Source organism: Vibrio sp. 1078-1 (genome assembly GCF_033340475.1).
In genome coordinates, this window is record NZ_JAWOWM010000211.1 from 1 (window position 1) to 813 (window position 813).

Consider the following 813-nt stretch of genomic DNA (forward strand, 5'->3'; position numbering starts at 1 on the left):
AAAAGCAAGACTGCGATTTTGAGATTCGAAGGTGTACAGATTGGTTGTTTCGCAGTAACCTGACATACAATCAGGCGTGTAAGAAAACTCTGAGTGGCGGCTCATATCGTACTGGCTCGCGTTAGCAACGGCCGACGTCGTCAGTAAGAGTCCTGCGAGAGTCTTCTTGAACATGGATGATTTTGACACAAAGGTCTCCGAGTTAATGGTTTGATGATCGGGCTCACAATTATCCCTTAAAAGAAAACCCATTTAAATACTTGACCTTAATTTAATCCCAACAAATTGACTAAGCGATTAGTCTGATAAAAAGAAAACGATATAAGTGCTCCGTATAGAAATAGAATTGTGCTTATGTTCAGGAGTCAGTTGTGAAAATTGCAATGCTAAGTACTGGTGAGGAAGTGCTTCACGGAGATATTGTTGATACTAACGCGGCGTGGCTGTCGAGTTTGTTTTATCAGCATGGGTTTGGTTTAACCAAACGATCCACTGTGGGAGACAAGCAGTCGAGCTTAATCGAAGAGTTTTTAATGCTGAGCTTCAACAATGACGTAGTCATTGTTAACGGTGGATTGGGGCCAACGACCGACGACATGAGCGCCGCAGCGGCAGCGAAAGCGGCTGAGTGCAAACTGGTATTGTTTAAAGAATGGCTAGAGCAACTGGAGAGCATGTATGCTCTGCGTGGTATTCCTATGCCTGATAGCAATTTAAAACAAGCCATGCTACCTGAAGTCGCAGAAATTTTAGACAATCCTATTGGCACGGCATGTGGCTTTAAAATGCTGATCAATGACGCGATTTTTTATT

General features: G+C 43.2%; 1 protein-coding gene and 1 pseudogene. One reads left to right on the forward strand and one right to left on the reverse strand.

Annotated elements, in window-relative coordinates; all coding sequences use genetic code 11:
- Nucleotides 1-174, reverse strand: a pseudogene (locus R7190_RS26665) (DUF3943 domain-containing protein); the annotation flags it as partial.
- Nucleotides 175-371: 197 nt separating this feature from the next.
- Here R7190_RS26665 and R7190_RS26670 point away from each other — a divergent pair.
- On the forward strand, nucleotides 372-813 hold a 442-nt coding region (locus tag R7190_RS26670), incomplete at its 3' end, for a molybdopterin-binding protein (RefSeq protein WP_318137771.1).